We start from the raw sequence: 23,409 nt of genomic DNA on the forward strand, positions 1-23,409 counted from the left end.
GGATCGCACGCCGAAAGGTATTTTCTTCTTTGCATTCCAGGCCGCGCTTCGCCAAGAATGCCCGGCGAATTTTGAGAAAGTTCTTGAGGGAGGTTTCAGTGACCCGTACGCCCGGTTTCAACACGCTCGCCGTCCATGCAGGCGCCAAGCCCGATCCGGCCACCGGCGCGCGCGCCACGCCGATCTACCAGACGACTTCCTTCGTCTTCGACGATGCCGACCACGCCGCTTCGCTGTTCGGGCTGAAAGCTTTCGGCAACATCTACACCCGCATCATGAACCCGACCCAGGCAGTGCTCGAAGAGCGCGTCGCCGCACTCGAAGGCGGCACGGCTGCCCTTGCTGTGGCATCCGGCCACGCCGCGCAGGTGATCGTGTTCCACAATCTGATGCAGCCGGGCGACAATTTCGTCGCCGCCAACAAGCTTTACGGCGGTTCGATCAACCAGTTCGGGCACGCCTTCAAGAATTATGGCTGGGAGGTGCGCTGGGCCGACACCAATGACGTCTCGACCTTCGAAAGCCAGATCGACGACAGGACCAAGGCGATCTTCATCGAGAGCCTGGCCAATCCTGGCGGCACCTTCGTCGATATCGAGAAGATCGGCGACATCGCCCGCAAGCACGGCCTGCCATTGATCGTCGACAATACGCTGGCTTCGCCCTACCTCATCCGCCCGATCGAGCACGGCGCGGATATCGTCGTCCATTCGCTGACCAAGTTCATAGGCGGCCACGGCAATTCGATCGGCGGCGTCATCGTCGATGGCGGCACTTTCGACTGGTCGAAGTCGGGCAAGTATCCGATGCTGTCGGAACCGCGCCCCGAATATGGCGGCCTTGTGCTGCACGAAACCTTCGGCAATTTCGCTTTCGCCATCGCCGCCCGCGTGCTCGGCCTGCGCGATCTCGGCCCGGCAATCTCGCCGTTCAACGCCTTCCTTATCCTGACGGGCCTCGAAACCTTGCCGCTGCGCATGCAGCGCCACTGCGACAACGCGATCACGGTCGCCGGCTGGCTGTCCAACCATCCCAAAGTGGCCTGGGTGAATTATCCCGGCCTGCCCGGCGACAAGAACAATGCGCTGCAGAAGAAATACTCGCCGCTGGGCTCCGGCGCCGTGTTCACCTTCGGCCTCAAGGGCGGCTACGAGGCGGGCATCAAATTCGTCGAGGCACTCGAACTCTTCTCGCATCTGGCCAATGTCGGCGACACCAAGTCGCTGGTCATTCACCCGGCATCGACCACGCACCGCCAGCTTTCCGACGAGCAGAAGGTCAAGGCCGGCGCTGGCCCGGACACGGTGCGGCTGTCCATCGGCATCGAGGATGTCACCGACATCGTCGCCGACCTCGAACAGGCACTCGCCAAGGTCTGACCTGATATGACCGCGTTTCTTTCCGTCGACACCAAAAGCGTCGAGCCCGAATCCGGTGCGCCCGCGCCGGATCGTCTGATCTCCGGCGATCCGAAATTCCGCACCTGGAATGTCGAGGAGCGCGACGGCGGCCTCTATGCCGGCATCTGGGAATCGACCCCCGGCAAATGGCGCATCGTCTATGACGAATGGGAGTTCTGCCACATTCTCTCAGGCGTCTCGGTGATCGCGGACGAGGGCGGCGAGGCGCGCACCGTCAAGGCCGGCGACAGCTTCGTGCTGCGGCCGGGCTTCAGGGGAAGCTGGGAAGTGCTTGAAACGACTCGCAAGGAGTATGTGATCAAGCTTTGATCATTTCGCCGGGAACTGGGCGAGGCACGCGTCCGAGGCCTTGTCGTGAGCGGCCAGCAATTCGCTGTCCTGCGCATCGATGTCCGCGTCCGATATCTCGTCGCGATAATATTGCGTCAGGAGATCCATCCCTGTTTGCGTGACGCCCTGCGTCGGCAGCTCGCGGGCAAGGCAGCCGCACAGGCCAAGCGCGCGGTCCGGCGAACCGGTCTTGCGGTTGGTCAGGATGAAATCCTGCACCGGACAGGCGTCGAGGAAGGCATCGAAGTCAAGTCGCTGCTGCTGCTGGTCGCCATGGTTGAAATAGGCCGGCTGCCACTGGCTCTTGCCGCTGGCGACGTCGCAGCCGGTGCCGGCATCCTCCGCGTCCTTGACCAGAGCCTGCCACGGCTTTTCCCTGTCACCGGTCGGATAGACAAAGCTTTCGCCGAAAGAGGCCGCGTAGGTGTCGAGATCGGCCTGTGCAAGGCCGATCGTCTCGAACCGGTTGAACTGGCACTGGCATTCGCTGGTCACCCGTTCAGCCTCACCCTCTTCGGGCTGTTCGCTCGATTTGTTTTTCCGGCAGGCCGCGATAAAGGCAGTGCCGTCGAGCGAAGAAGCGGGAAATGTCGAGCTGTCGGCATAGCGCTCATCGTTCCAACTGGCCAGCGTCTGGTTGAGCTGCAGGTCGATAAAGCCTTTGCGCTTGAAGGCGCCGAGCCCGACCTTGGCCGGGTCCGTCAGCCTGGCGCCCGGAATGTCGCCCAGCACCTCGCGATAGCCGTCGCCCTCCAGCACGAACAGGAACAGCCCGCACTTGACCCCGTCGCAGGCAGGATCCTGCACATAGACATAGATCTCGGAAAATCCGTCGAGGTTGAAATCGACCTCATAGGCGCCGAACCTCTCCGCCGGCACTTTCGCGCCAATCTGGCGTTCGAGCAGCACGCTCGCCAGCTTCCTGGCGATGGCGTCACTGTTTTGCTGCGGGATATTCTCCGTCTGCTGGGCCACGGCGCCAGCCATGCAGCCGAGCAGAATCGTCACGGCGAGCGCGATCGCGCCTCTCGAAAACAATCTCATAGCAAGCCCCAGCCCACTATGGTCAGAAGCGCACGGAGAGCGCCTCCAGCCCATGGAAGTGGTAAGTGTCGCGGAAGCGGGGCTGTTCGGCAAGATGCAGTAGCGGGTACCGCTCGAACAAAGTCTTCAGCGAAACCTGCAGTTCGAGCCGGGCGAGTGGTGCGCCGATGCAGAAATGGATGCCGGCACCGAACGACACGTTCTTTTGGTCCGGTCGGCCGGACTGGAAGGCAAGGGGTTCGGCGAAGGCGTGCGGGTCATGATTGGCCATGCCGAGCAAAAGCCCGATCGTCTGGCCCGGCCGCACGACGATGCCGGGCGCGATTTCGATTTCCTCATAGGCATAGCGCATGAACATGTGCAGCGGCGCGTCGAAACGCAGGCATTCCTCGACCGTCGCCGCAGTCGTTTCCGGTGAGGTGAAGAAGCGGCGCGGGTCGCCGCCTTGCGCCAGGATGGAATAGACGGCATTGCCGGTCTGGTGCACGGTTGCTTCATGGCCGGCATTGAGCAGCAGGATGGCCGAGGAGACCAGTTCGTCCTCTGACAGTTTTTGGCCGTCTTCCTGGGCCGAGATCAGCAGCGACAGCAGGTCGTCGCCCGGGTTCCTGCGCCGCTCTGCAACATAGCCGCGCAGGAAGTTGGAGAACTCGTCCGCCGCGCGGTTGGCCGTGTGCTCGGTCTCGCGGCTGCGGCCATGGATGTACATGGCGACCATCTGATGTGACCAGTCGAGCAGTTGCGGTCCCATCTCGACCGGCACGCCGAGCATTTCGGCGATGATTGTGATCGGCAGGGGCGAAGCAAAGGCCGGCAGGAGGTCGACGGCCTTGCCTGGGTCGAAACGGTCGATCAATTCCTTGGCGAGCGCTTCGACACGCGGCCGCAACCGTTCGACCTGACGCGAGACGAAGGCACGGTTGACCAACGTCCTCAGCCGCGTGTGCACCGGCGGCTCCAGTTCCAGCATCGAATTGGCTTCGATGCCGTCGAATGCCTTGAGATGGGTTCTATCCTGACCGACACCCCGGCTGTCGGGAATGCCGGCCGGGTTCTGGCGGCCGAAGCGGCGGTCGCGCAGCAGTTTGTTGACGTCGCCGAAGCCGCCAAAGCACCAGAAGCCGAATTCTTCCCAGTAGAACGCATTCGATGCGTCGTGCAGGAAGCCGTAGGCCTCGTACGGATTCAGGAAGAAGGCCGGCTCGCGCGGGTCGAGCCTAAGCCGGCGAGTGGCTGGATCAAAGGCCAGATAGGAGAGCGTCGGTTTGGTCATGCCAGACCCATAGCGCGGCTTGCCAGTCCGGTTCCAGACCGTATGTTGCGTGCGGCAGCCCGATTGATTGAGCCAGCCAGTAGGGTCGCGGAAAGTCTGAACGGATGAATGTGATCGTTGTCGGCGCGGGTATCGCGGGTCTCTCCACGGCGTGGTCGCTGGTCAAGGCAGGCCACACCGTGTCGATCGTCGAGCAGGGGCCGATCCCCAATCCGCTGGCGGCATCGGGCGACCATCACCGCATCATCCGCCGGGCCTATCGCGCGGGAACCGGCTATGGGCGGCTGATCACCGAGGCCTATGAGGCCTGGGACGAGATGTGGGCCGATCTCGGCGAGAACCACCTCGATGCGCGCGGCTTCGTCTGCGTTTCGCGCGAGCCCGGCGATGAGGCCGAGGAATACCGTGAGGGTCTGGAAGAGGGAAATTTCCCTTTCGAACTGCTGGAACCGGACGCAGCCGTCGAGCGCTGGCCGTTCTTCGAGGCTGGCTCGTTCCGCTATGCCTATTTCTCGACGGAAGGCGGCGCACTGCATTGCCGCAAGATAGCAGCCGGGCTGGCCACATGGTTGCGTGCCAACGGAGCCAATGCCTACGAGCACAGCAAGGTGACGGAGATCGATGCCGAGGCCGGCCATATCGTGCTGGAAAGCGGCGAGACGATGCAGGCCGACCGCATCGTCGTAGCCGCTGGCGCCTGGGTGCTGAAGCTATTCCCTGAGCTCGGCGGCGAATTGAGGACCTTTCGCACCGCGCTCGCCTATGTCGAACCGCCTGCCGATCTCAAGGCGGCATGGGAGGCTGCGCCCGTCATTCTCGATGTCGGCGGCAAGACCGACGGCTACATGATCCCGCTCACCCGGGGCGCCGGCATGAAGTTCGGTTCGGCCTACACAAGGTGCCGACCAGCAACGCCGACTGGAACCGCGAGCCAGTGCCGGGCGAGGGTGAGGCGATCCGCAACCTGTTTTCGCCGCCGATCGCCCGCATCGAGGAGTACAAGGTGACCGAAGTGGTCACCTGCGCCTACACCTTCACCGATGACGAGAAATTCCTGGCGCATGAGACCGGCAAGTGCCTGATCGTCTCTGCCTGTTCCGGTCACGGCTACAAATTCGGCGCGGCAGTGGGGCGCCGTGTTGCCAAAGCCATTGGCGATGGCGATATCGCCGGTCTCAAGGCCTGGCTGCGGGCCGAGGTGGCCTAACCCTAGTCCTGGCAGTGCCTGGGAATATGCACGCGCCGCCAGCCGGACGAACCTTGGCGCACCAGCACGCGGCGCGCGACGGTCTGGTAGGAAGCGGGAACATCGATGACGCGCCTTTGCTCGGGCCGCACCAGCACCTCCTCGGCGATGCTGTCATATTGCGCCGGAATGACGACGCGGCGCGTGCGTTCGGGCTGGATCACCACCGTCTCGGCGACGCGTTCGTAGCGTGCCTTGTGCCAGACCTTGCACAGCACGCGGCGGCCATGGATGACGCGCCATTCCCAGGAATAGCCGCCGCCATCGGCCCTGACGTTGTGGTAGACGGTCCGGTTGATTGCCGGCACCACTTCATACCGAACCTGGGCCGGCACGGTCATCACCACGCGCTCCCGCGTGCCATAGATCGGCGGGTCATAGTCGACGACCTGCTGGCCGGGAGGGCTGATCATGACGTCCTCGTAGACCGTGTCATAGACGTCAGGTGTGCGGACGGGCTCGTAGCATTCGACGGCGCGGCCGCCGGCCGCCGTTTGCGAAATCGAGCCGAGCAGGGTCAGTCCGGCAATGGCGAAGCGTGCGGTTTTCCCAGACATGGCACTCCCCCGTTTGACTGCAGGCAAAAGTTCAACGCAGAATTGTAGGGGAAGCCGTTGCGGAGAAAAGCGGTTTCGGCGCATTTCGTTAAGCGACGAGGTTAAGAAACTGCTACCTGTCGGGGCTGGCTCGGTATTTCGGGCCGGCGCGGCATCAGCTGCTGCTAATCCTTGCCCGGAAGCTTGATTCGACTTACCCAGATGGCTAGGACGGGTCGGCCTTGCAGAAGGATGAGCCGGCATCCTATTTACATCTTGACGATCCAGAACCGATTCTGCCCGAGCTGCCAGCCTGTCCGGCGCCGGAATCCCACCGCGAGACAAGAGATATCGAATGAAGAACCCCGTCGAAACCTACATGAACCTCGTTCCGATGGTGGTCGAACAGACCAATCGCGGCGAGCGGGCCTACGACATTTTCTCGCGCCTCCTCAAGGAGCGCATCATTTTCATCACCGGTCCGGTCGAGGACGGCATGGCGACGCTGGTCTGCGCGCAGCTTCTGTTCCTCGAAGCCGAGAACCCGAAAAAGGAAATCAACCTCTACATCAACTCGCCGGGTGGCGTCGTCACCTCGGGCATGGCGATCTACGACACCATGCAGTTCATCAAGCCGGCCGTGTCGACGCTGTGCATCGGCCAGGCGGCCTCGATGGGCTCGCTGCTCCTGACCGCGGGCCACAAGGACATGCGTTTTGCCACGCCGAACGCACGCATCATGGTTCACCAGCCGTCCGGCGGCTTCCAGGGCCAGGCGTCGGATATCGAGCGTCATGCCCAGGACATCATCAAACTGAAGCGTCGCCTCAACGAGGTCTATGTCAAGCACACCGGCAAGAGCTATGACGAGATCGAGAAGACGCTTGACCGCGACCATTTCATGACCGCCGACGAGGCCAAGGATTTCGGCCTGATCGACAAGGTCATTTCGTCGCGCGAGGCGGCCGAGGGGGCGTTGGCATAAAGGCTGGGTGGCAGTTGGATGGCACCATCACGCGCTTTTGGCGTGTCTTGCGTCATTTCGGCCACAATTGGCTGTTCCCTCGGAGGTCGGGATTGCCTACGTTAAGGCTATGTTGATTTTCGACGGCTTAGCTTTGCGTGTGGAAGCTGCGAATCATTGCCACGTTTTCTGATTTGTGTTTCGTACGGAATACGTTGCGGGGAGCCGGAAGACTGGCGGCGGCGGATTCCCGCGATAAATAGAGTATGCGCCCTTTCAGCCAGACCATCGGCGGGCGGCCATGAAAGGACATGAAAATGAGCAAGGTCGGCAACAACAGCGGTGATTCCAAGAACACGCTTTATTGCTCGTTTTGCGGCAAAAGCCAGCACGAGGTGCGCAAGCTGATCGCCGGCCCAACGGTGTTCATCTGCGACGAGTGCGTCGAGCTGTGCATGGACATCATCCGCGAGGAGAACAAGACCTCGATGGTGAAGTCGCGCGAGGGCGTGCCGACCCCGCAGGAGATCCTCAAGGTTCTCGACGACTACGTCATCGGCCAGCCTTACGCCAAGCGCGTGCTGTCTGTGGCCGTGCACAACCACTACAAGCGCCTCGCGCATGCGGGCAAGAACAACGATGTCGAACTGGCCAAGTCCAACATCCTGCTGATTGGCCCGACCGGCTGCGGCAAGACGCTGCTGGCGCAGACGCTGGCCCGCATCATCGACGTGCCCTTCACCATGGCCGACGCCACGACGCTGACCGAGGCCGGTTACGTCGGCGAGGACGTCGAGAACATCATCCTCAAGCTGTTGCAGTCGGCCGACTACAATGTCGAGCGCGCCCAGCGCGGCATCGTCTACATCGACGAAATCGACAAGATTTCGCGCAAGTCCGACAATCCCTCGATCACCCGCGACGTGTCGGGCGAGGGCGTTCAGCAGGCGCTGTTGAAGATCATGGAAGGCACCGTCGCTTCCGTGCCGCCGCAGGGCGGCCGCAAGCACCCGCAGCAGGAGTTCCTGCAGGTCGACACCGCCAACATCCTGTTCATCTGCGGCGGCGCCTTTGCTGGCCTGGACAAGATCATCTCGGATCGCGGCAGGAAGACCTCGATCGGTTTTGGCGCCATCGTCGCGTCGCCGGAGGATCGCCGCACGGGTGACGTTTTCCGTCTGGTCGAGCCCGAGGATCTGTTGAAATTCGGCCTCATTCCGGAGTTCGTCGGTCGTCTGCCGGTCCTGGCGACGCTGGAGGATCTTGACGAGCCGGCATTGATCCAGATCCTGACCGAGCCGAAGAACGCGCTGGTCAAGCAGTATCAGCGCCTGTTCGAAATGGAAAATGTCGACCTGACCTTCCACGAGAACGCGCTTTCGGCGATCGCCAAGCGCGCCATCGAGCGCAAGACCGGCGCGCGCGGCCTGCGTTCGATCATGGAAGCGATCCTGCTCGACACGATGTTCGAACTGCCCGCGCTCGAAGGCGTGCGCGAGGTGGTGATCTCGGAAGAAGTGGTGACCGGCAGCGCCAGGCCGCTCTACATCTATTCCGAACAGAAGGAAAAGAAGGGCAATGTCAGCGCATGATATGGCACTTGGCCCTATATTTTTGTGGAACGGCGCCCTTGCGGCGCCGTTTTGCTGTGACGGGTATACGGCCTGAGCGATGGAGTGGATTTGCGGACGATGTTAACTCTTGATCTTTGCCCCGCTTGCATCCACCTAACACGAGAAGGCCGAGGTGCCCGATTTCTGTGCTGTAAAACTCCCGTCACAAACGGTGGTAGGCGGAACGATCCCCGGTCGTTAATATAAGATTCGTGGTTGGCCTGATGGTGGCCGCGACATGAAAGGTTGGACAATGGCCAAAATATCCAAGGCTCCCAGCGACGGCGTCTTCGCAGTCCTCCCACTGCGCGACATCGTGGTGTTCCCGCACATGATCGTTCCGCTCTTTGTCGGGCGTGAAAAGTCGATCAAGGCGCTGGAAGAGGTGATGGGTCAGGAAAAGCAGATCCTGCTCGCCACCCAGATGAATGCCGCCGATGACGATCCCGAGCCCGATGCGATCTTCGACATCGGCACGCTCGCCAATGTGCTGCAATTGCTGAAGCTGCCCGACGGCACCGTCAAGGTTCTGGTCGAGGGCGCCTCGCGTGCGAAAATCGTCTCCTTCACCGACCGTCCCGACTTCCACGAGGCCAAAGCCACGGCGCTGGTCGAGCCGGAAGAGGAAGAGGTCGAGGTCGAGGCTCTGGCCCGCTCGGTCGTCACCGACTTCGAGAACTACGTCAAGCTGAACAAGAAGATCTCGCCCGAAGTGGTGGGCGCCGCCAGCCAGATCGACGACTATTCCAAGCTCGCCGACACGGTTGCCTCGCATCTCGCCATCAAGATTCCTGAAAAGCAGGAAATGCTGGCCACGCTTTCCGTCAAGGAGCGGCTGGAAAAGGCGATGGGCTTCATGGAAGCCGAAATCTCCGTCCTGCAGGTGGAGAAGCGCATCCGCTCGCGCGTCAAGCGCCAGATGGAGAAGACGCAGCGCGAATACTACCTCAACGAGCAGATGAAGGCGATCCAGAAGGAGCTTGGCGAGGGCGAGGACGGCCGCGACGAAGCCGCCGAGATCGAGGCGCGCATCAAGAAGACCAAGCTCTCCAAGGAGGCCCGCGAAAAGGCGGAAGCCGAGTTGAAGAAGCTGAGGACGATGTCGCCGATGTCGGCTGAATCGACCGTCGTGCGCAACTATCTCGATTGGCTGCTGTCGATACCGTGGGGCAAGAACTCCAAGGTCAAGCAGGACCTGGCCTACGCGCAGAACGTCCTCGACACCGATCACTTCGGCCTCGACAAGGTCAAGGACCGCATCGTCGAGTACCTTGCCGTGCAAAGCCGCCAGAAGAAGCTGAAGGGGCCGATCCTGTGCCTCGTCGGCCCTCCCGGCGTCGGCAAGACCTCGCTCGGCAAGTCGATAGCCAAGGCAACCGGCCGCGAATTCATCCGCATGGCGCTCGGCGGCGTGCGTGACGAGGCCGAGATCCGTGGCCACCGGCGCACCTATATCGGCTCGATGCCCGGCAAGGTCATCCAGTCGATGAAGAAGGCAAAGAAGTCCAACCCGCTCTTCCTGCTCGACGAGATCGACAAGATGGGCCAGGACTTCCGTGGCGACCCGTCATCGGCGCTGCTCGAGGTGCTCGACCCCGAACAGAACTCGACGTTCATGGACCATTACCTCGAGGTCGAATACGACTTGTCGAGCGTGATGTTCGTGACGACGGCGAACACGCTGAACATCCCTGCGCCCTTGATGGACCGCATGGAGATCATCCGTATCGCCGGCTACACCGAGGACGAGAAGATCGAGATCGCCAAGCGGCACCTGATGCCGAAGGTGATCCGCGATCATGCGCTGCAGCCGAAGGAGTTCTCCGTCGGTGAGGACGCGATCCGCGCCATCATCCAGACCTACACCCGCGAAGCGGGCGTCAGAAGCCTGGAGCGCGAGCTGATGAAGCTCGGGCGCAAGGCGGTGACCGAGATCCTGAAGACGAAGAAGAAGACGGTGAGCATCACGGCGGCGAATCTCGCCGACTATCTCGGTGTTCAGCGCTACCGCTTCGGCCAGGTCGAGGCTGACGATCAGGTCGGTGTCGTCACCGGGCTTGCCTGGACGGAAGTCGGCGGCGAGCTGCTGACGGTCGAAGGTGTCATGATGCCCGGCAAGGGCCGCATGACGGTGACCGGCAATCTGCGCGACGTGATGAAGGAATCGATTTCGGCGGCGGCCTCCTATGTCCGTTCGCGCGCCATCGATTTCGGTATCGAGCCGCCGCTGTTCGACAAGCGCGACATCCACGTGCACTTGCCGGAAGGCGCCACGCCGAAAGACGGTCCGTCCGCGGGCGCGGCCATGGCCACGGCCATTGTGTCGGTGCTGACGGGTATTCCGGTGCGGGCCGATGTGGCGATGACTGGCGAGATAACGCTTCGCGGCCGCATCTTGCCGATCGGCGGCCTGAAGGAGAAGTTGCTCGCCGCACTGCGCGGCGGCATCAAGAAGGTGCTGATCCCGGAAGACAACGCCAAGGACCTGGCGGAGATTCCGGACAACGTGAAGAACGGCATGGAAATCATTCCGGTTTCACGCGTCGGTGAGGTGTTGCGCCACGCGCTGGTGCGGATGCCGGAGCCGATCGAATGGGTCGAACCGGTCAATCCGCCGGCCGCGACCGATAGTGCCGACGATGCCGGAAAGTCGCTTGCGCATTAGTTTTTTCTAAGGTTGCAGCGCACAAACAGAAAGCCGGGCCTCGCGCCCGGCTTTTTCATGTGAAAAACCCCGGAATTCCGGGCTTTTTCCGCTTTTTTCCTGCCTTTTCGACTTGGTTGCGGGAACGCTTCTTTCTAAAGTCCGTTTCCTGCCGGATGAGTCGTAAGTTCCGGTGTTCTCATGGAAGGGAATTTTTATGAACAAGAACGAACTGGTGTCCGCTGTCGCCGACGCCGCGAGCATTTCGAAGGGTGACGCGCAGTCGGCGGTCGATGCAGTGTTTTCTGTCATCTCCGGCGAACTGAAGAAGGGCGGCGATGTACGGCTTGTCGGCTTTGGCAATTTCACCGTGTCAAAGCGCGCTGCGTCCACCGGCCGCAACCCCCAGACCGGCGCCGAAGTGAAGATCCCGGCGCGCACCGTGCCGAAGTTCTCGGCCGGCAAAGGCCTCAAGGACGCCGTCAACTAAGCGCGTTTTATTTCAAAAAACCAGAAAAGCCGGGCTTGCCCGGCTTTTCATTTTTGGACACGTATCTCCCGATCGGAAGCTCCTCAAACTGTCGGGGCGTCGGCGCGCATCAGGCCCTCTTGCTTGAGATCGGCCCAGAGCGCTGCGGGGACTTTCGCATCCAGCAGCGACCGATTGCTCTCGACTTCGCCCGGGCGCTGACCGCCAGGGATGACTGAAACCACCGAAGGGTGCAACAGCGGGAACTGCAGGGCGGCTTCGATCAGCCTGATACCGTGGCGTTTGCAGACGGCCTCGATGCGCGTCACCTGGTCGATGACATCCTGCGGCGCTTCGGAATAGTTGTAATAGGCGCCGGGCTTCGGTCCGGTCGCCAGGATGCCGGAATTGTAGGGGCCGCCGAGAACGATGCCGATGCCGCGTTTTTGGCAAAGCGGCAGGAAAGACGTCAGCGCCTCCTGTTCCAGCAGCGTATAGCGCCCGGCAAGCAGGAACAGGTCGAAATCGCCGCGCTCGGCCAGGGCCTGCGCAACCTGCCACTCGTTGATGCCGCCGCCGAATGCCTTGATGACGCCCTGGTCGCGCAAGGCGAGCAGGCCATAATAGCCCGAGCGCATGAACTCATCGATGCGCTGGTCGGATGCCTCCTTGCTGCCATGGGTGAAGATGTCGACATCGTGCACGAACAGGATGTCGATGCGGTCGACGCCCAGCCGCTCCAGCGAGGCCTCGAACGAGCGCATGACACCGTCATAGCTGTAATCGTAGACCTCCTTGCGCGACGGCGTGTCGAAGAACTTGCCGATGCCGGTGCGCTCCTCGGGCGGGCAGGCGCGCATGATGCGGCCGACCTTGCTCGACAGCACATAGTCGTCGCGCTTCCTGGAGCGCAGGAACGGGTTAAGGCGCGTTTCCGACAGGCCGAGCCCATAGAGGGGCGCGGTGTCATAGTAGCGGCAGCCGGTCGCCCAGGCGGCCTCCAGCGTCGCATTGGCGTCCTCGTCGGAGACCGCGCGGTAAAGATTGCCGAGCGGCGCCGTGCCGAAGCCCAACTCCGTGAAGGTGATGCCGCCATTGCCGATGCGGTCGAAATTCCGTGTCTTCATATCCTGCCCGTTTGCCTTGCTGATTTGTCTGACATGACACTATCATGCTCGTGGCTCGGCAAAAGCGCCGCTGAGCGTTGGACACGCATTTTCGCGGTTGCTAGCATGAACGAAATCAAGCTGTTCCGGGGAAAAGCGTGATCGGGAATTGCCAATCATCTTCGATTGCCGGCACGGCGGTGGCGCCGCCGTGAACAACTCCGGCTCGCAGATGTTCAAGACCGCGCTCGACGAGCTTGGCGCGGTGTTGGCGCGCGTCGATGGCGACCGGATCGACGCCGCCTGCGGGATGCTGGTTGGTGCCAGGCAGATCGTCGTCTATGGCTGCGGCCGCGAGGCCTTGCAGGTGAAGGGCTTCGCCATGCGGCTCTATCATCTGGGCCTGCCGGTTTCGGCCGTCGGCGACATGACCACGCCGCCGGTAGGGCAGGGCGACGTCTTCCTTGTCAGTTCCGGGCCCGGCGAAACCTCGACCGTACTCACCCTGATGCGCATCGCGCGTGAGGCAGGCGCGACCGTCCTACTCGTGACCGCCCAGGCGGGCGGCAGCGCCGCAAGCCTGGCCGATCTGACGTTGCTGGTGCCGGCGCAGACCATGGCCAACGACCAGGGATCGCAAAAGACGTCGGTGCTGCCGATGGGCTCGGTTTTCGAGGGTGCGTTGTTCCTGCTATTCGAGATCATGGTGCTGAAACTCAGGGAATTGACCGCGGCCTCGCCTGAAGCCATGCGCGCCCGCCACACCAACATGGAATAGATCATGCGCTATGAACTGATGCTGCCGCACCAGATCCGCAAGGCGATCGCGCAGAATTGGCCGGTCGCACTGCCGCTCGGCGTGTTGGAATATCATGGCGAGCACATGGCTGTTGGCATGGACACACTGGCCGTCATCAAGACGCTGGAGCTGTTCGAAAAGGAGAGCGACATCGTCATCCTGCCGCCCTTCTACTATGGCGCGGCGAGCTATGCCGTGGTGCCGCCGGAAGGCAGCGGCTCGGTGCAGGTCGGCGGCAATCAACTGGCGCCGTTCGGCGAGGAGCTGTTCTACAGCCTGCTGCGTATCGGCTTTCGCAACATCCACGCCATCATTCATCACCAGACCGAGAATTTCGCTGCCGGCATGCCGACCGATCTCGCTTTCAAGACCGCCGGCAGACAGGCGATCTTCCGCTTTCTCGAGAAGCAGCGCGGCGAGGGCTGGTGGGGCTCCGACACCATGGCCGACTACTATGCCGGACATGCCGCGGGCGAGAATTTCTTCAACTGGGTGCAGGTGCATCCGCTGATGCCGGCCGCGATGAACGGCAAATATCCTTTCGACCATGCCGGCATCGGCGAGACATCGCTGATGCTGGCGCTATGTCCGGAGGGGGTGGATGCCGCGCGTTTCGAGGACAATACGGGCTGGTATACGGCGAGTGCCAAGGAGGCGTCAGTGGAGTTGGGGCAAAAGGGTGTCGCCATGATCATGGATCACCTCAGGGCGATCCTGAGGCGCTAACGCGGGTTCTTCCTTGTCCCCCTGTGGGAGAAGGAAAAAACGCTACTTCACCGCACCAGCCGTCATGCCCATGATCAGGTAGCGCTCCAGCGCGATGCCGATGACGGCAAGCGGCGCGATGGCGGCGGTGGCAAGGGCGGCCATCGACCACCAGTTGATGCCTTGCGAGCCCGTCTGGCTGGCAACCATGACCGGGATTGTCTTGGCGTCCGTCGAGGTCAAAAGGGCGGCGAAGAAATACTCGTTCCAGCACAGCACCATCGCCAGGATGAAGGCTGCCACCATGCCTGGCAGCGCGATCGGCATGACGATGCGGAAAAAGGCGCCCCAGATCGACAGGCCGTCGACGAGGGCTGCTTCCTCCAGCTCGACGGGGATGGAATTGAACTGGTCACGCATGATCCAGATGACGATCGGCAGCACCATCAGCGTGTAGAGCAGGATCAGCCCGATACGCGTATCGAGCAGCCCGACTTCGCGGTAGAGCACCAGGAACGGCAAGGCCAGCACCACCGGCGGCAGGATCAACTGCGACAGGAAGAAGAAGGAGATGTCCTCGTTCTTGAACCAGGCGAAATGGTAGCGATAGCGGGTCAGGCCATAGGCGGCGAGGCTGCCGATAATGATCGCCAGGCTCGACGCCCCAACCGAGGTGATGACCGAATTCATGAAGCGCTTGAGGAACTCGTCGCGCACGGTCGATGTCTGGAAGATCGAGTCCGGCGACAGGCCAAGCGATCGCCAGCCTTTCCAATCCGGCTGGAAGTCGACAAACGGGATCAGGTGGCCCTGGGTGACATCCACCGCCGTCTTGAACGATGTGGTGATGGTCCAATAAATCGGAAACAGGCAGATGAAGCCCCAGCAGGCGAGCGCGCCGTAAATGAAGACGCGGCTGGCGACGAAGCTCGCCGGCGAGCGGATTTCGGATGCGACGTAGTCGGTGGTCTGAACGCTCATCTTGCCCTAATTCACATTGCGCACGAAACGGCTGGCGAATTTCAACAGCCAGGTCACGAACACTACGATGATGACGAGATAGGCCATCGCCAGCATGGTGCCGTAGCCGACATTCGAGCGGTCTCGGTACTCGCGGTAGATGAAGCTCGACACCGAATCGGTGGCGCCGCCCGGACCGCCCGAGGTGACCGTGATGATGATGTCGGCAAGCTTCAGCTTGAAGATGATGCGCAGGATCACCGCCGTTACCGACACCGGCAGCATCAGCGGGAAAGTGACCTGCCAGAAGGTCTGCCAGGCCGTGGCGCCATCGACACGTGCCGCCTCCAGCACCTCGCGCGACATCGCCTGCAGCCCCGCCAGCAGCATGATCATCATGAATGGAATGAAGGTCCAGGCGTCCAGCAGCATGATCGAGATGCGGGCGGTGATCGGGTTCGAGAAGAAGGCCGGGTCTTCCCAGCCGAGATGGCGCGCCAGCGTCGCCGCCGGTCCAAAGCGATATTCCATCAGCGACTTGCCGATCATCCACGAGACCGCAACGGGCGACAGCATCAGCGGCATCAGGAACACCACCCGGAAGAATTTTCGGGCACGAATCTGCGCGTTGAGCAGCAGCGCCAGGCCAAAGGCCACGACATATTCGACCAGCACCGCCAGCACGTAGAGGACCATGTTGAACAGGGCGTTGCGGTAGTAGGGATCGGCGAGCATCTGCCAGAAATTGTCGAGCCCGTTGAACCTGCGACCGCTAAAGGAGCTGAGGTTCCAGTCGGTGAGCGCGATGTAGAAGCCGAACAGCGTCGGGAAGATCACCATGGCGATGGTGAACAAAAGAGCGGGCAGCAGGAACAGCGCGCGCTGGCCGTCCTCGCCGCGTGTCAGAACCTGGCCGATGCCGATCGCCACGCCCCACAGCACATAGGCGTAGACCACGGGCCGCCATGTCTCGAAGCCGATCGTATCGACCTCGGTCTTGTAGAGGATCTGCAGCACGATCGTTGCCAGCAGGCCGAGCGTGGCAATCGCCATCAGCGCCCAGCCCAAACGCCGGCGGCCTGGCGGGATCAGATCATGGGGGGCGGCGTCTGCCGGCCACCGGGTCGCGGTCGAAGTCTGGTCAGCCACAAATCTCGCCCGTTTGGAAGGGAAGGCTGTGGTCCGGCGTTGCCGCCGGACCACGGTTCAAAGGCAGCTTACATGCCGAGCGAGGCCTTGTAGAGCTTGACCTGCTTGTCACGGCCGATCTGGTCGGTGAGCTTCTCCCAGGCGGCTGCGATGGCGTCGGCGCCTTCCTGCGCCTTCATCTTGCCGGCGAAGGTGTTGGCCAGGATATCCTCGGCGGCGCTGTAGTACTGGAAGATGCCGGGGATGCGCGGCTCGATTGCCGCGTTGGGATGGTTGTAGCTGTCGCCTTCCGACTTCAGGTACGAGGTGATGAAAGCCTCGTCGTAGCCGGCCGCCACCCATTCGGGAATGTCGAAATGGGAGTTGCGATAGGGCTGGAAGCCCGACGGATACATCGCCGTCCAGATCGACAGGTCCTTGCCGCCGAGATGGGCGGCCGCCGACCATGCCGCCTTCTTCTTCTTCTCGTCGCTATCGACGCGGGCCATGACATAGACGCCCCAGCCGAGATAGGCGCAGTTGGGCGAATAGTTCGGGCCGCTGGCGAGCTTCTCCCACTTGCCGGTCTTGGAGTTGTAGACGTCGTCGGAGCCCGGCAGGATCGAGAAGCCGGTGACGTCGCCGATAACCGAGCTATCGTTGGTCTTGACGTTCGAGCCGACGTCGCCCCACCAGGGGATCATCGAGCCGGTGCCGGCCAGGAACTGCTGGAAGGCGGTGGTGTTCGGATCGGCATTGATCTGGTCGGCGGGTTCCGACGGCAGGGCATCGATGACGTCCTGGATGGCGCGTACCCAGGCCGGATTGTTGACGCGCGGCTTCATCGTGTCGGCGTCGAACAGCCAGGCCTTGTCGTCGGGATGCTTGGCGTAGGCGGTGGCGCGGCTGCCGAGGAAGTAGAAGCCGAAACCGCCCCAGGGCTTGGGCGCGTCGAGATAGCCATAGACATCCTGGCCCTTGAACTTCTTGCCCTTGAGGAACTTGGTCACGGCCTGAACCTCTTGCCAGGTCTTCGGCACGCCCCATTCGCTCGTCGCCCCGCTATCCTTCCACTGCTTGGCAAGGTCGGCATCGGCAAACACGTCGGTGCGGTAGTTGAAGTTGTGCGTGTCGCCATCGATGGTAACCCGGTACTGCTTGCCATCCCAGGTGCCGACGGGTGGCTTGAGGTAGTTGACGAGATCGTCGAAGTCGATCTGTTTCTTGACCCAGTCGGGCATTTCCGAAGTCAGGCCCTTGCCGCAGACGTCGCCCTCGAACGGTGCGCCCATCTCGATGATGTCGAAATCGACGGTGCCGGTGGCGATCGACTGCTGCAGCCGGGCGTTGTAGTCGGCCTGCGCCAGGTCGATCCAGCTGATCTTGGCGCCGGTATAGGTCTCCCATGGCTTCAGGAAACCACGGAACAGCACATTGTGCAGGTTCTGGTTGTTGAGGCCCATGAAGGTGAGTTCGACGCCGGCGAACTCGCCTTCCTTGACATTGGCCTTGGTCGCCTCGAGGCAAAGCTCGCCGACCTTCTGGAAGTCGGCGTCGGTCGGCTGGCCTTTGCCAACCCCGGGGATCTGCAGGATTTTCGAGCGCAGTTCGCTTGCGGCGGAAGCCGGGCGCGTCAGGGCGCCAAGCCCGGCGCCGGATGCGGCCGCGATCGCGGCCATCGAGGCCGCGCCCTTCAATATGTCGCGCCTTGTCGCGCCGGCACGGACCAGTTTGTCGTAAAGACCTACTCGCATGGACTATTCCTCCCAGAACGTTAGTCATGAATCGAAGTGCCAATCGTGCCGGGCGCTGGCCGTGTTCAGAAGCGAAACCAGGACCCCAACCTGCGTCGCCTCGCGTTCCGTTTTTTCGGATAGAGTACCGGCGTTCGGATTGGCGCTCGTCACTATTCTCACAACCAAACGCCGTGTCAACGAGGACGGGTTTTTATCTATACGGGACCGACTTGCCCTGACCGGTCGCGTTGGTTAGCTTCTGCGCCTACGGCCAGTTGGAGCCGATGGGGGAACGATGGCTCAAGTCGCGATCAGCAATGTGGCCAAGGCGTTTGGAATCGTCAAGGTTCTGCACGAAGTCAGCGTCGACATTGCCGATGGCCAGTTCGTCGTGCTTGTCGGGCCGTCCGGTTGCGGCAAGTCCACGCTGCTCAGGATGGTGGCGGGGCTCGAGACCGTCTCCGGCGGCACGATCGCCATCGGCGATCGCGTCGTCAATCACCTGCCGCCCGCAAAGCGCGACATCGCCATGGTGTTCCAGAACTATGCGCTCTATCCGCACAAGACGGTCGAGCAGAACATGGCCTTCGCCCTCAAGCTGCGGAAAACCGACCCGGCCGTGGTGGCCGAGCGGGTCAAGCGCGCCGCCGACATCCTCGACCTCAGCCCCTATCTGAAGCGCTATCCGCGCCAGCTTTCCGGCGGCCAGCGTCAGCGCGTCGCCATGGGGCGGGCCATCGTGCGCAACCCGCAGGTATTCCTGTTCGACGAGCCGCTTTCGAACCTCGACGCAAAGCTGCGCGTGCAGATGCGCACCGAGATCAAGGAACTGCACCAGCGGCTGAAGACCACCACCATCTATGTCACGCACGACCAGATCGAAGCCATGACGATGGCCGACAAGATCGTCGTCATGCGCGACGGCCGCATCGAACAGGTCGGCGCGCCGCTGGAGCTTTTTGACCGGCCGGCGAACCTTTTCGTTGCCGGTTTCATCGGCTCGCCGTCGATGAATCTGCTCAAGGGTACCGGGCGCAAGGGCGGCGTCGACATCGCCGGGACGCTGTTCCCGGTCGCTCCGAACAACGCCGTCGAGGAGGGGCGCGCCGTCGTCTATGGCGTGCGCCCCGAGCATCTCGAGATCCATCCCGATGGAGTGCCGGCGAAGATTTCCGTGGTCGAGCCGACCGGCTCGGAAACCCTGGTCTTCCTGCGTTTTGGTGACGGCGAGATGGTGGCGCTGTTTCGCGAACGCCATGACTTCAAGCCCGGCGATACGCTGAAACTTCGGCCAAGGCTCGACCATATCCATCTGTTCGACGCCGAGACCGGCAAGCGTCTCTGATCTCAAACGCACTTCACGAGGACCATCATGCTCAAAGGGATCGATCCGTTGCTCAACGCCGACGTGCTCCAGGCATTGCGGGCGATGGGACATGGCGACGACCTGATCATCGCCGACACCAACTTCCCGTCCGATTCGGTCGCGCGCCGGACGGCGCTCGGTCGGGTGCTGCGCATCGATGCCTCGGCGGCACAGGTGGTGAAGGCGGTGCTGTCGCTTTACCCGTTGGACACGTTTGTCGACGACTCGGCCGCCCGCATGGAGATCGTCGGCAAATCCGACGAGATCCCAGCGGTGCAAAAAGAAGTGCAGAAGGAGATCGATGCCGCCGAGGGCAAATCCTGGCCGATGGTGCCGGTCGAGCGTTACGCCTTCTACGAGCGCGCCAAGCAGGCTTATTGCGTCATCCAGACCGGCGAACGCCGATTCTATGGCTGCTTTGCCTTCCGCAAGGGCGTCGTGCCGCCGGATGCGGAGTAGCGGCATGGCCTCGGGCAAGCCGATCGTCATCCTCGGTGTCTTCGTCGCCGATACGGCCTACAGGGCGCAGCGCCAGCCGCGCATGGGCGAAACGATCCTCGGCAACTCCTTCAAGCTGGGACCAGGCGGCAAGGGGTCGAACCAGGCGGTGGCGGCCGGCAGGTTGGGGGCCGACGTCACCTTCCTGACCCGGCTCGGGGTCGATGCCTTCGCCGAAATGGCCAAGCGGACCTGGAAGGATGCCGGCGTGAAGAGCGCCGCCATCGATACGCCGGACAGCTATACCGGTGCCGCCTACATCTTCGTCGAGGAGGGAAGCGGCAACAACGCCATCATCGTCAGTCCCGGCGCCGCCATGCTGATCACGCCGGACGATGTCGAAGCCAATGCCGAGCTGATCCGTGGTGCCGGTGTTTTCGTCACGCAGCTCGAACAGCCGATCGACGCCGCGCTGCGGGCGCTGGAGATCGCGCGCGGGGCAGGGGTGACGACCATTCTCAATCCGGCACCGGCGGCAAAGCTTCCCGACCGCGTCTACACGCTCTGCGACTATCTAACACCGAACGAGACCGAAACCGAGGAATTGACCGGGCTGAAAGTCTCCTCGGTCGATGAAGCGCGCGCCGCCGCCGGCAAGCTGCTGGAAAAGGGCGTTGGCACAGTCATCGTCACGCTCGGCGACAAGGGGGCGCTCCTGCACACGAAGGATCGCTCCGAGCATGTTTCCGCCATCAGCGCGGGGCCTGTGGTTGAGACGACGGGAGCTGGCGATGCGTTCAATGGCGGCCTTGCCGCGGCACTTTCGCGCGGCGTGGAGCCTCTGGAGGCGGTACGCTTCGCCTGCGCCGTTGCCGGCATTTCCGTGACCCGTCCAGGCACCGCACCGTCTATGCCGACAGTGCAGGAGGTCGAGGCGCTGCTGGCCAAGAGCTGAGGCAATTGCACGGGGCTCGCAGGCCACCCCGGAGGCCGGACTGTTCGGCCTCCGATGTCTCGTGTTCGATGGGCGTCGAGAAGCTACTGCTTGATATAGCAACGCTTCCCGGCATCGGGAGCGGGATCGCCGAAGGATTCATTGTCGCATTCGACGCCATCCCGGAACACGTCCTGCGTGAACCGGCCGCGCGCGCCATACCTGACCACCTTGCGGCCATAGAAATCGCAGAATTCGCCTTCGTCGGCACAGGCCACCCATCTCTCGCGGCGAGGCTCATCGTAACCGCCATCGGCTTCGCCACGACCGCGTAACACGATATAGCACGTCTTTTCGTGGCCGGGCGCAGGGTCGCCAAAAACGCGGGTTGAGCAGGGGACCGCGTCACGGTCGATAAAGCGCGATGTAGTGCGGCCCCCGTCGCCAAAAACCACTTCAGCCGGAAATGGCAGTCGGCAAATGCCGCCCTCCCTTGCACATCGCTGAAGCCGAGCAGCCGAAGCAGTGGCGGGAAAGATGGTGGAAGCAACCATTGTAAGGCCAGCAAGGCTTATGGCCGTGAACACCGTGCTCATCGAGGTGGTTGAGGCGATAGACACTGTAAGTCCTCCCGGGTCGTTCAGGCTGTATGGTTATGGTAGCCGGATTATCTCAGGCCAGGATATTTCAGAGGAGAATCAAGCGTTTTTTTAGGCGGAAGCGCAAGCCCCAAGCGGTTTGCCTGGCGCAAACGTCAGGCCAAGGGAGATATCTGTCAACGCAGGAGCCGAAACAGGCCGGCAGCCGACGTTCCGAGCTGACAGGAGGCAAATCTCATCCGGCACCACGATCATGGCCGCAAGCCCATGCATGGCAGATTGAACCCAGATTTGAAAGGTTCTGGATCACATCCGCATACATGCATCTTTGACAGACAACGTCGACATTTCTACTAAGCCAAGGGTTTGTGTCCCTTGAGAGAAATGGCGCGAGTGACGGGGCTCGAACCCGCGACCTCCGGCGTGACAGGCCGGCACTCTAACCAACTGAGCTACACCCGCGCATTGACGAGCACGTGTCAGCCGTGTTCGTCGTTGGGGCGCTGGATAAGGGGTTCGCTACCGGGTGTCAAGCGCACCAAACCATCATAACGCCAAACAGGAGAAGGTTTTTTGACAGCCGGCATTTTGTTCGCAAATCCGGCCTGCGAACAGGGCGCCTCGCGCTCATTTGGCCTTGCGAAGCAAGTCCCGACCGCTTAAAGGTCCGGCCCGGAGCGGGCGATTAGCTCAGTTGGTAGAGCGCTTCGTTTACACCGAAGATGTCGGCGGTTCGAGCCCGTCATCGCCCACCATATCTTTCCCCCAGTTGATGTTTTCCGGTTGCGGGCGCCACGAAATCGCCACGTCGACAACGGGCAATAGCTCACCTGTTGTCCTTCGTGCGGGCGGTGCATTGCTTTTTCACGGGTGAGCGGCATTTTCGCAGGAAGTTTTTTAGGCCTCGGGCGTTTATCTCAATAGAGATAGCCATTGCCGTGGAGCTACAGCTCCCGCCGGGGGCAACTGGGCCTCTCGGCTCGCGACCGCGGGTTTGTGGCTGCAGGTCAAGGGAAAATGCCCGTTCAAGCTTTCATTAACCGAATTGCCACGGCCGTCCCTGATCACGGCGTTCACGAATTCTTCCTTCAATTTGCGGGCTCCCAGTTGGCAGATCCCCGCCGCCGCGCAATTTTCAATCGCATGGCCGACAAGGGCGGCATCGAACATCGCTATTCCTGCTTCGCACCCGCTGGTGATCCTGAGGGGCTGAGCGTCGACCTGGCGGGTGTTTTCAAGCGCGGTGCGTTTCCGGGTACGGCCAAACGCATGGAAATGTATTCCACTGCCGCGCCCGCGCTGGCCGAGCGAGCATTGGAGCGACTCCTGGAGGGCGAAGACAGGAAAGGTGTCACGCATCTGATTGTCACCACCTGTACGGGCTTCTCCGCCCCCGGCATCGATCTGGACATAATCGCCCGATGCAATCTGCCCACCACCGTGGAGCGCACGATCATCGGCTTCATGGGATGTTATGCGGCAATCAATGCGCTCAAACTGGCGCGGCACATCGTCCTGTCGGAACCTTCGGCCCACGTTGTGATCGTCTGCATCGAACTCTGTACGCTCCATCTCAAGGAGACGGCCGATCTCGAAAAACTGCTGTCTTTCTCGCTCTGGGGCGATGGCTGCGCGGCCGCGTCGGTGACCTCCCGCCCGTTCGGCATCGGCCTGGACAGTTTTCACGCGATCGTGGACGCCGACGCCCGCGACTTGATGAGCTGGAGCTTGCACGACGACGGTTTCGACATGGTTCTGTCGGGGCAAGTTCCTGCTGCAGTCCAGAATGCGCTTGGCAAAGGGATCGGCGCCATCTTGGGAAACAGGATCGCCGCCAACATCGACCTTTGGGCTGTTCACCCGGGTGGGCGTTCCATTCTCGACGCCGTGGAGCGCGCGCTGGATCTTCCTCCCGATGCGCTGTTGCCGTCGCGCGATGTGCTTCGCGAAAACGGAAACATGTCTTCCGCCACAGTCATGTTCGTGCTGGAGCGGATGCTTCGCGGGTTCACGGATGATGACGTGGGCTGTGCAATGGCATTTGGCCCCGGCCTCACGGCCGAGACGATGATGTTCCACACCGCCGGCACTGCCTGAC

General features: G+C 62.0%; 22 protein-coding genes and 2 tRNA genes. 15 read left to right on the plus strand and 9 right to left on the minus strand.

Annotated elements, in window-relative coordinates; genetic code table 11:
- Positions 1-98: 98 nt before the first annotated feature.
- Both EN861_RS14205 and EN861_RS14210 read left to right on the plus strand, forming a co-directional pair.
- A complete protein-coding gene (locus EN861_RS14205; protein ID WP_135864096.1) occupies positions 99-1,379 on the plus strand; it encodes an O-acetylhomoserine aminocarboxypropyltransferase in 1,281 nt (426 codons plus the stop codon).
- 6 nt (positions 1,380-1,385) lie between these two features.
- Entirely contained in the window at positions 1,386-1,730 is a 345-nt protein-coding gene (locus EN861_RS14210; protein ID WP_135864098.1) for a cupin domain-containing protein, read from the plus strand.
- Here EN861_RS14210 and EN861_RS14215 read toward each other — a convergent pair whose 3' ends face one another.
- Together EN861_RS14215 and EN861_RS14220 are read right to left on the minus strand one after the other, a co-directional pair.
- Positions 1,731-2,795 (minus strand): hypothetical protein, encoded by a 1,065-nt coding sequence (locus tag EN861_RS14215; RefSeq protein WP_135864100.1) that lies wholly within the window; start codon positions 2,793-2,795, stop codon positions 1,731-1,733.
- 22 nt (positions 2,796-2,817) lie between these two features.
- Positions 2,818-4,068 carry a cytochrome P450 gene (locus EN861_RS14220; protein ID WP_135864102.1) on the minus strand — a complete coding sequence of 417 codons (1,251 nt, stop codon included), beginning with the start codon at positions 4,066-4,068 and terminating at the stop codon, positions 2,818-2,820.
- 104 nt (positions 4,069-4,172) lie between these two features.
- Between EN861_RS14220 and EN861_RS14225 the strand changes: the two genes are divergently transcribed.
- Both EN861_RS14225 and EN861_RS36280 read left to right on the plus strand, forming a co-directional pair.
- A complete protein-coding gene (locus tag EN861_RS14225; protein WP_245512029.1) occupies positions 4,173-5,075 on the plus strand; it encodes an FAD-dependent oxidoreductase in 903 nt (300 codons plus the stop codon).
- Positions 5,072-5,275: a hypothetical protein gene (locus tag EN861_RS36280; RefSeq protein WP_245512030.1), complete on the plus strand. Its 204-nt coding sequence runs from the start codon at positions 5,072-5,074 to the stop codon at positions 5,273-5,275. The genes EN861_RS14225 and EN861_RS36280 overlap by 4 nt, the downstream gene beginning before the upstream one ends.
- Positions 5,276-5,277: 2 nt before the next feature.
- Here the strand turns inward: EN861_RS36280 and EN861_RS14230 are convergent, their stop codons facing one another.
- Entirely contained in the window at positions 5,278-5,871 is a 594-nt protein-coding gene (locus EN861_RS14230; RefSeq protein ID WP_135864104.1) for a hypothetical protein, read from the minus strand.
- Between the two features lie 334 nt (positions 5,872-6,205).
- Between EN861_RS14230 and clpP the strand changes: the two genes are divergently transcribed.
- From clpP to EN861_RS14250, 4 genes are all read left to right on the plus strand, one after another.
- Positions 6,206-6,835, plus strand: coding sequence for an ATP-dependent Clp endopeptidase proteolytic subunit ClpP (clpP, locus tag EN861_RS14235; protein ID WP_027028064.1), 630 nt, complete (start codon positions 6,206-6,208; stop codon positions 6,833-6,835).
- Positions 6,836-7,131: 296 nt separating this feature from the next.
- On the plus strand, positions 7,132-8,406 hold the full coding sequence (gene clpX, locus EN861_RS14240) for an ATP-dependent Clp protease ATP-binding subunit ClpX (protein WP_023759839.1): 1,275 nt from the start codon (positions 7,132-7,134) through the stop codon (positions 8,404-8,406).
- A 274-nt stretch (positions 8,407-8,680) separates the two neighbouring features.
- Positions 8,681-11,092 carry an endopeptidase La gene (gene lon, locus EN861_RS14245; protein ID WP_127869591.1) on the plus strand — a complete coding sequence of 804 codons (2,412 nt, stop codon included), beginning with the start codon at positions 8,681-8,683 and terminating at the stop codon, positions 11,090-11,092.
- 196 nt (positions 11,093-11,288) lie between these two features.
- The gene (locus EN861_RS14250) at positions 11,289-11,561 is read left to right on the plus strand and encodes an HU family DNA-binding protein (protein WP_015318196.1); all 273 of its coding nucleotides are present in this window, start codon (positions 11,289-11,291) and stop codon (positions 11,559-11,561) included.
- 83 nt (positions 11,562-11,644) lie between these two features.
- On the opposite strand, the gene EN861_RS14255 is transcribed toward EN861_RS14250, so the two are convergent.
- Complete coding sequence (locus EN861_RS14255) at positions 11,645-12,667, minus strand: aldo/keto reductase (RefSeq protein WP_127869590.1); 1,023 nt, start codon at positions 12,665-12,667, stop codon at positions 11,645-11,647.
- Between the two features lie 190 nt (positions 12,668-12,857).
- Between EN861_RS14255 and EN861_RS14260 the strand changes: the two genes are divergently transcribed.
- Positions 12,858-13,424: an SIS domain-containing protein gene (locus EN861_RS14260; RefSeq protein WP_245511616.1), complete on the plus strand. Its 567-nt coding sequence runs from the start codon at positions 12,858-12,860 to the stop codon at positions 13,422-13,424.
- Between the two features lie 3 nt (positions 13,425-13,427).
- Positions 13,428-14,171: a creatininase family protein gene (locus tag EN861_RS14265; protein ID WP_135864106.1), complete on the plus strand. Its 744-nt coding sequence runs from the start codon at positions 13,428-13,430 to the stop codon at positions 14,169-14,171.
- Positions 14,172-14,213: 42 nt separating this feature from the next.
- On the opposite strand, the gene EN861_RS14270 is transcribed toward EN861_RS14265, so the two are convergent.
- The 3 genes from EN861_RS14270 to EN861_RS14280 all read right to left on the minus strand — a co-directional run bounded on the left by EN861_RS14270 (position 14,214) and on the right by EN861_RS14280 (position 17,992).
- Positions 14,214-15,131 (minus strand): carbohydrate ABC transporter permease, encoded by a 918-nt coding sequence (locus EN861_RS14270; protein WP_027143632.1) that lies wholly within the window; start codon positions 15,129-15,131, stop codon positions 14,214-14,216.
- Positions 15,132-15,137: 6 nt separating this feature from the next.
- Positions 15,138-16,259 (minus strand): sugar ABC transporter permease, encoded by a 1,122-nt coding sequence (locus tag EN861_RS14275; protein ID WP_127869588.1) that lies wholly within the window; start codon positions 16,257-16,259, stop codon positions 15,138-15,140.
- A gap of 68 nt (positions 16,260-16,327) precedes the next feature.
- Entirely contained in the window at positions 16,328-17,992 is a 1,665-nt protein-coding gene (locus tag EN861_RS14280) for a sugar ABC transporter substrate-binding protein (RefSeq protein WP_135864108.1), read from the minus strand.
- Positions 17,993-18,269: 277 nt separating this feature from the next.
- On the opposite strand from EN861_RS14280, the gene ugpC reads away from it, so the two are divergent.
- The 3 genes from ugpC to rbsK are packed head-to-tail and all read left to right on the plus strand — an operon-like array spanning position 18,270 to position 20,733.
- On the plus strand, positions 18,270-19,319 hold the full coding sequence (ugpC, locus tag EN861_RS14285; RefSeq protein WP_127869586.1) for a sn-glycerol-3-phosphate ABC transporter ATP-binding protein UgpC: 1,050 nt from the start codon (positions 18,270-18,272) through the stop codon (positions 19,317-19,319).
- A 27-nt stretch (positions 19,320-19,346) separates the two neighbouring features.
- Positions 19,347-19,799: an RbsD/FucU family protein gene (locus EN861_RS14290; protein ID WP_127869585.1), complete on the plus strand. Its 453-nt coding sequence runs from the start codon at positions 19,347-19,349 to the stop codon at positions 19,797-19,799.
- Positions 19,800-19,803: 4 nt separating this feature from the next.
- Positions 19,804-20,733, plus strand: a complete 930-nt coding sequence (gene rbsK / locus EN861_RS14295) for a ribokinase (protein WP_127869584.1) — start codon at positions 19,804-19,806, stop codon at positions 20,731-20,733.
- 83 nt (positions 20,734-20,816) lie between these two features.
- On the opposite strand, the gene EN861_RS36820 is transcribed toward rbsK, so the two are convergent.
- Positions 20,817-20,990 (minus strand): hypothetical protein, encoded by a 174-nt coding sequence (locus tag EN861_RS36820; RefSeq protein ID WP_348629813.1) that lies wholly within the window; start codon positions 20,988-20,990, stop codon positions 20,817-20,819.
- 706 nt (positions 20,991-21,696) lie between these two features.
- Positions 21,697-21,773 (minus strand) — tRNA-Asp (locus EN861_RS14305).
- Positions 21,774-21,990: 217 nt separating this feature from the next.
- Here EN861_RS14305 and EN861_RS14310 point away from each other — a divergent pair.
- Both EN861_RS14310 and EN861_RS14315 read left to right on the plus strand, forming a co-directional pair.
- Positions 21,991-22,066 (plus strand) — tRNA-Val (locus EN861_RS14310).
- Between the two features lie 262 nt (positions 22,067-22,328).
- Positions 22,329-23,408, plus strand: a complete 1,080-nt coding sequence (locus EN861_RS14315) for a type III polyketide synthase (RefSeq protein WP_135864110.1) — start codon at positions 22,329-22,331, stop codon at positions 23,406-23,408.
- The last annotated feature ends 1 nt before the right edge of the window (position 23,409 follow it).

Source organism: Mesorhizobium sp. M8A.F.Ca.ET.218.01.1.1 (assembly GCF_004791165.1).
Classification (GTDB): Bacteria; Pseudomonadota; Alphaproteobacteria; order Rhizobiales; family Rhizobiaceae; genus Mesorhizobium.